The sequence below is a fragment of the Microbacterium paulum genome (genome assembly GCF_015707995.1).
GTDB lineage: Bacteria > Actinomycetota > Actinomycetes > Actinomycetales > Microbacteriaceae > Microbacterium > Microbacterium paulum.
Genome location: NZ_JAAGRY010000006.1, coordinates 59,405 through 66,274 on the forward strand (window position 1 = coordinate 59,405; position 6,870 = coordinate 66,274).

Annotated in this window: 6 protein-coding genes; 3 read left to right on the top strand and 3 right to left on the bottom strand. The window is 68.9% G+C overall.

The features are described 5' to 3' along the window. Window positions 1-75 precede the first annotated feature (75 nt). The 3 genes from G3N18_RS02965 to G3N18_RS02975 all read right to left on the bottom strand — a co-directional run bounded on the left by G3N18_RS02965 (window position 76) and on the right by G3N18_RS02975 (window position 3,076). On the bottom strand, window positions 76-882 hold the full coding sequence (locus tag G3N18_RS02965; RefSeq protein ID WP_196382821.1) for a type 1 periplasmic-binding domain-containing protein: 807 nt from the start codon (window positions 880-882) through the stop codon (window positions 76-78). 386 nt (window positions 883-1,268) lie between these two features. Next, on the bottom strand, window positions 1,269-1,895 hold the full coding sequence (locus G3N18_RS02970; protein ID WP_196382822.1) for a response regulator: 627 nt from the start codon (window positions 1,893-1,895) through the stop codon (window positions 1,269-1,271). Beyond that, window positions 1,892-3,076 (bottom strand): sensor histidine kinase, encoded by a 1,185-nt coding sequence (locus tag G3N18_RS02975; RefSeq protein ID WP_196382823.1) that lies wholly within the window; start codon window positions 3,074-3,076, stop codon window positions 1,892-1,894. Before G3N18_RS02975 ends, G3N18_RS02970 begins: the two co-directional genes overlap by 4 nt. A 162-nt stretch (window positions 3,077-3,238) precedes the next feature. On the opposite strand from G3N18_RS02975, the gene G3N18_RS02980 reads away from it, so the two are divergent. The 3 genes from G3N18_RS02980 to G3N18_RS02990 are packed head-to-tail and all read left to right on the top strand — an operon-like array spanning window position 3,239 to window position 6,680. Beyond that, window positions 3,239-4,306, top strand: coding sequence for an ABC transporter permease (locus G3N18_RS02980; RefSeq protein ID WP_196382824.1), 1,068 nt, complete (start codon window positions 3,239-3,241; stop codon window positions 4,304-4,306). After that, window positions 4,303-5,037, top strand: coding sequence for an ABC transporter ATP-binding protein (locus G3N18_RS02985; RefSeq protein ID WP_196382825.1), 735 nt, complete (start codon window positions 4,303-4,305; stop codon window positions 5,035-5,037). The genes G3N18_RS02980 and G3N18_RS02985 overlap by 4 nt, the downstream gene beginning before the upstream one ends. Then, the gene (locus G3N18_RS02990) at window positions 5,034-6,680 is read left to right on the top strand and encodes an MFS transporter (protein WP_196382826.1); all 1,647 of its coding nucleotides are present in this window, start codon (window positions 5,034-5,036) and stop codon (window positions 6,678-6,680) included. The genes G3N18_RS02985 and G3N18_RS02990 overlap by 4 nt, the downstream gene beginning before the upstream one ends. Window positions 6,681-6,870: the final 190 nt, after the last annotated feature.

Here is a 6,870-nt window from a genome sequence, read left to right on the forward strand (position 1 = left end):
TCGCCTACCTGTTCCTGCAGCGCTACTTCATGAAGGGGATGCTCGCCGGCGCCGAGAAGTGAGGATCCGGCGTCCTCAGCGCACCGCGGCAGGCGGCGCCGCGGTGGTCCCGCCGGCGCGGAGGCGGTACGCCGGGACCGGGGGCACATCGCTGCCGCCCCCGTGATGTAGTCGGCGGCCAGGCCGCCGAGCTGCGCCAGCGGCAGCGCCATGGTGGTGAGATCGCACACGCGTCCGGTGGCCGTTCCACCGATCCCGGCGACGGAGATTTCGTTGGTCACCCGCGCGCCGCCCTGCCAGAGGGCGGCGCGCGGGTGCGAGGACGATCTCGTCGTTGGTGTAGATGCGCGCGGTGGGGCAGCGTGCGGATGCGAGGATGCCTCGGGTCGCGTCGAGACCGGTCTGCTGGCTCATTTCGGACTGACCGACCGCGACCGGGAGGCATTCTACGTCGTACATGGTGCGCTGATAGCCCCGCACCCGCATCTCCGCCGCGACCAGTCCGGGCAGGCCGCCGACGAACTTGATGTCACGATGCCCGAGGCCCAGCAGGTAGGCGGTCGGTTCGTACGCCGTCGCGTCGTTGTCGACGACGATCTGCGTCGAGGAGCACCCTCGCGGGGCCAGCACCACGACCTTGGTCCCGTCGTGGACCGCCCGCGTGACCTCGCGTGCCAGGTCGGCGGTGCCGGGGGAGCCGTCGATGTCGCAGCCGCAGAAGACGATTGCCGCAAGCCTGTCGGGTGGGCCGGTGTAGAGTGGCCGCGCATCCTTGCTTGTGGCTGATCTTGAGCCATCAGGTCGGCCGAAGGTCGTGGGAATAAAATGGGAAAAGCTGAACGTCTTCGAACATCGGCCAAGGTAACTGCAGGCGGTTGTCAACCGCGGAGTTACGCGGCGAACGAGGGTATGTGCGACCGGGTGTAGGCCCGGTTCCAGGGTTCAAATCCCTCCGTCTCCGCTCTGAAATGCCTGATCATAAGGTGTTTTCTTCCGTTTCTGCCACGGAATCAGCCATTTCTGTCACGTTCCTGATCGGGCTGGCGTTGAGCAGTCTTGCTGTTCCGTGGGGCTTCGCTGAGCGTTCTGCTCACTTGGCGTCTGCCAGCAGCGTGGTTTCCGCCGCGGGAGCGCGAGACGGAGAGTGTGAATCCCTCCGTCTCCTGTGCGATCCGAGCAATGGAGCGTTCGCCAAACGTCGGCGAGTCGAGAGCGCGGGTAGGCTCGCCGAGTCGATCCTGCAGTACCGGTTGCGTACGGGGACGCCTTCAACGCAGGATGCCGCGCTCGCGCGCGCGCGATACCGCGGCCGTGCGGGAAGAGACCCCGAGCTTCGTGAAGATATGGGCGAGATGCGACTTCACGGTTGTGTCGCTCACGAACAGTTCCGCGGCTATGTCGGAGTTCGAGCATCCCGCGGCGACGAGCTCGAGCACCTGAAGTTCTCGCGCGCTCATGCTGGCTTGCGGCGCGCGCATCCTGTCCATCAGCCGCGTCGCGATGACGGGTGCGAGCGCGCTCTCTCCTGCCGCGGCTGCGCGGACGGCAGTGATGAGCTCGTGAGGCGGAGCATCCTTGAGCAGGTATCCGCTGGCGCCCGCCTCGACGGCGCCCAGGATGTCGCCATCCGAGTCATAGTTGGTGAGCACGAGCACGTAGGGAGCGGCATCGAGTGCGCGGATGCGGCGCGTGGCATCTGCTCCGCCGGAGTTTGCGGATGCCCCGAACTGCAGGTCCATCAGCACGACGTCGGGACTCATCCGCTCCGCCGCTGCAACCGCTTCATCGGGCGTCGCCGCCTCTGCGACGACGTCGATGTCGTCCTCGGGTGCGAACAGCGCGATGATGCCGGTTCGAACGATGGGGTGATCGTCGGCGACAACGATGCGGATCATGCCGCCTCCTCGAGGGTGAGATCGATCGTCAGCGCGGTGCCCTCGCCCGGCGCGGAGGTCACGGCGAGCGTACCGCCCAGCTGGTCGACACGCTCTCGGATGGCCCGAAGCCCGAACGAGTCGGATCGACCGGTCGGCGCGCCCGGGGACTGGGCGGGGTCGAACCCCCGGCCGTCGTCGGCTATCGTGAACTGCAGCCGGTCGCCACCGACGGTCAGCGTGATCGTCGCGCTGTCGGCGTCGGCGTGCTGAATGACGTTGGCGATCGCTCCCTGCGTGATGCGCAGCAGCGCGGTCTGCACGTGCATCGGAAGGTCGACGGCATCCGACACCCGCACTTCCACCGGCAACCCCTGCGCGGCCCACTGCGTCGACGCGAGGCGGCGAAGCGCTCCGCCGAGACCGCGTCCGTCGAGGTCGGGTGGGGTGAGCTCACGGATGAAGTGGCGCGCGTCGGCGAGCGCGGAGGCCGCGGTCTCGCGGGCGAGGACGACGTGTTCGACCCCGGCACCATCGAGATCGGCCCGCTCGGCGGCGTGCAGCAGCATCTGGATGCTCGAGAGCCCCTGGGCGACGGTGTCGTGGATCTCTCGCGCGAGCCGGGCGCGCTCGGCGAGCACCCCCGACTCGCGCTCCGTCGCGGCGAGCTGTCCACGCGTCGCGAGCAGCTCCTGCATCAGCGCCTCGCGCTGGTGCGCCTCGCGGGCGAGTGCCTCGTAGCCGAGCCCGATGAGCAGTGCGACCCCGGCCCCCACGATCGGCCCGACAACGCCCCCGGCCGTCCATCCGCCGTGGATGCCGAGGGCGCAGATCGCGATCGCCGTTGCGACCACGATGGCGGCCGATCCCCACAGCCTGCCCAGGAGATGCAGGTAGAGGAAGAACAGCGGGAAGACGAGATAGGCCGCCTCAGGGGTGAGCCACAGCAAAGCGATCCACTCGAGCGTGATGACACCCAGCCACACGGCGCCCGCGACCCGGCGGCTGCGCGGCGCCCAAGCGATGAGCGTTCCTACCGCATAGGTGCCCAGCAGTATCACCGCGAGGCAGATGGCGGCGATGCTCGCCTGCGTCGGCGCGATCACCGCCCGGACGATCACGAGGACGGTGAGTGCAACGAACAGCATGTGAAGACCGGCGCGCAGGCCCACGAAGACGGGCGTGAGCGCGGTATGCGGCATGGTCCGAATCCTACGCGTCGTGGGTCAGCGGGCATCGTCCGAAAGGAGGATCCTGCACGCCATCGTTCGGCCCTGGAATGGTGTGCAGACGGCCGATGACGCGCCAGGGAGAAGTGGGGAGAGTGGAAGCGTCACCAGAACCGGCGACCAGAAAGGACCCTCATGTTCGTCGCGCTTCGCGACCTCCGCTTCGCCCGCGGCCGATTCGTCCTCATCGGCTCCGTGGTCGCCCTCATCACCATCCTCGTCGGGTTTCTCAGTGGACTCACCGGCGGGCTGGCCACACAGAACATCTCCGCCGTGCTGGCGATGCCCGGCGACCGCATCGTCTTCTCGACGCCGTCCGCTGGAGGCAGCGCCAGCTTCGCGGACTCCGCCATCACCGAGCGGCAAGCCGCCGACTGGGCCTCCACAGACGGCGTCACCGACTCCCAGCCGATCGGCATCGCGCAGACGCGCGCCGAGGCCGGCGACCGGCGTATCGCCATCGCCGCGTTCGGCGTGCAGAGCGGCTATAGCGCCGACGCGCCGACGACGGACGGCCACCTGGCGATGTCAGCCCCCGCCGCGAAGGACCTCGACGTCGCCGTCGGCGACGACGTCACCATCGCCGGCACCGTCTTCACCGTCGAGACCATCGGAGGCGACGACTGGTACAGCCACACACCCGTCGTGAAGATGACGCTGACCGACTGGCAGGCCTACTCCGCCGCGACGGGCAACCCCGATGCGTACGCCACGGTGCTCGCCGTGACCGGAGGTCCCGACTGGGCCGCCGCCGACTCCGCGAACGAGACCGTCTCGGAGTCGATCCTCGGTTCGCTGACCGCGCTCAGTGCCTTCCGCTCCGAGATCGGGTCGCTGCTGCTGATGGTCGCCATGCTGTTCGGCATCTCGGGGCTCGTGATCGGCGCGTTCTTCACCGTCTGGACGATGCAGCGCAAGGGCGACATCGCCACGCTCAAGGCCCTCGGTGCGAGCACCCCCTCGCTCGTGCGCGACGCACTCGGACAGGCTCTGGTCGTGCTGGTGCTCGGAATCGGCATCGGGATCGGCGTGGTGGCCCTCTTCGGTACGCTCGCTGGAACCGCTCTGCCCTTCCTGCTCAGCCCCGTCACCACCATCCTGCCCGGCGTCATCATGATCGCCCTGGGTCTCGCCGGAGCCGCCTTCGCTCTTCGCTCCGTCACCTCCGCCGACCCCCTCACCGCACTCGGGAGCAACCGATGATCAGCCTGAACGACATCACCCTCACCTTCCCCGACGGAGACGAGCGCATCACCGCCGTCGACAACGTCACCCTCACGGCCCATCCGGGCACCGTCACCGGGATCACCGGACCCAGTGGGTCGGGCAAGTCCAGCCTGCTGGCCGTCGCGGCGACACTGATCCGCCCCGACTCGGGGCAGGTCCTCATCGACGGCGTGGATGCCGCCGCCCTGGCTCCCCGTGAGGCGACCGAGCTGCGGCGGGAGCAGATCGGCATCGTGTTCCAGCAGTCCAACCTGATCCCCTCGCTGACGGCCCATGAGCAGCTCACCGTCATGAACGAGCTCGGCGCGCGGCACTCTCGCGGGCGTCGCACCGCCGTGGCGAAGCGTTCGCGCGAGCTGCTGGATGCCGTCGGACTCGCCCCGCACGCCGACAAGCGCCCGCACCAACTCTCGGGCGGCCAGCGGCAGCGGGTCAACATCGCCCGCGCGCTGATGAACGAGCCCAGCGTCCTGCTGATCGATGAGCCGACGAGCGCCCTCGATCAGGAGCGCGGCGCCAGCATCATCGAGCTGATCCTGCGACTCACCGATGACCTGAACACCTCGACGCTGCTCGTCACCCACGACCTCGTGCACCTTCCCCAGATGCACGCCGGCGTCACTCTCGTCGACGGCCGGATCGTCGACGGCTTGCCGCGTTCGGCATCCACCTCGGTCCGCGCTGACCTGGGCGCCGTCGCATCATGAGCGTCGCGGCCGAGAGCGGCGTGACCGCCCCCACGCGTCGCGAGTGGTTCGCCCTCGCAGTACTCTCGGTCGGTCTGGGCATGATCGTGCTCGACGGCACGATCGTAGGCGTCGCGCTGCCCGACATCATCAAGGACCTTCACCTGGATCTGACCGACGCGCAGTGGGTCAACAGCCTCTATGCGGTGCTCCTCGCGGCTCTTCTGCTGTCCACGGGCAAGCTCGCCGATCGGTGGGGCCGCAGACTCCTCTTTCTCGTCGGTCTCGTCGTGTTCGTCGGGGGCAGCATCCTCGCCGGCATGTCCGACGCGGCGGGCCCGCTCATCGGCGCGCGCGCCGTGCAGGCGGTTGGCGCGGCGCTCATCATGCCCTCCACGCTGTCGACCGTGAACGCGGTGTTCCGTGGCCGTTACCGGGCCGCCGCATTCGGGGTCTGGGGAGCAGTCATCTCCGGCGCCGCCGCGGTGGGACCGCTCGCCGGCGGTGCGCTCACCCAGTGGGGATCGTGGCACTGGATCTTCTGGGTGAACGTTCCGCTCGGTGCCCTCGTGTTCATCGCCGGCATCCTCGTCGTGCCCGAGACCCGGGGGGCGAAGGGGCGGCCCGGAGCCGACGTCGACGGGGCGCTCCTGTCGGCTATCGGGTTCGGCGCCTTGGTCTTCGCGGTCATCGAGGGGCCCGACCTGGGGTGGTGGAAACCGCAGGGCGCATTCAAGCTCCTCGGATGGACCTGGCCGATGGATGCCGCGATCTCAGTTGTCCCGATCGCGATGGCGGTCGCCGTCGTCGCCCTCACGCTCTTCGTGTTCTGGGAGAGGCACCGCGAGAAGGTGCGGCGCTCGGCGATCCTCGACCTTAACCTGTTCACCCTCCCCACGTTCTCGTGGGGGAACCTCACGGCCGCGATGGTCGCCGTCGGTGAGTTCGCGATCATCTTCGTGCTGCCGCTGTACCTCGTCAACGCGCTCGGCCTCGACGTCATGGGGGCGGGGCTCGTGCTCGCCGCGATGGCGATCGGCGCGTTCTTCTCCGGTGCCGCCGCGCGTCACGTGGCCGCACGGTTCGGATCTCCTGGCACGGTGCTCATCGGACTGGGCCTCGAGGTGATCGGCGTCGTCGCACTCGCCTTCCTCGTCAGCGCCACGACGCCGGGCTGGCTCATCGCGATTCCTCTCGTTGTCTACGGACTCGGCCTCGGGCTCGCGTCCGCTCAGCTGACCGGGACCGTGCTGCGCGACGTGCCCGTCGAGGTGTCGGGTCAGGGGTCGGCTACGCAGAGCACGGTGCGCCAGATCGGATCGGCGCTCGGCACCGCTTTCGCGGGCGCGACGCTCTCCGTCGCGCTCGCGCTGACGCTGCCCGCCGCCCTGAACGCGGCGGGACTGACGGGTGACGCAGCCGACGAACTCGCCGCCGCGACGCGTCAGTCGGCCGGCACGACGATCACTCAACTGCGGGCGGGTGTTGACGCCGGCTCGTTCGGCGACCAAGGCGCCGCCGCGGCGGATGCCCTCGCGGCAGGATTCGCGGACGCGACCCGCTGGTCGCTGCTCGTCGCGTCGGTCTTCCTGCTGCTCGGGCTGGTCGGCGCCGCCCGGCTTCGTCGCGCCGCGACGGCGGAGGACGCGGATATCACGGCCTGAACTCTCGCTGGATTCTCGACGTGCCACGCAAAACGGTCACCGGCTAAGGGGGCATCGGTCTGATCACAATGGGACGGCACATCCCTGCCACGTTTCTGCCATGAATCGGACCCGCCTGACCTGATTCAGTCGAGCATCCGCCACGTCAGAACCCGTGGATTCATCCGGTTCCAGTGCGTCTCGATTGCCA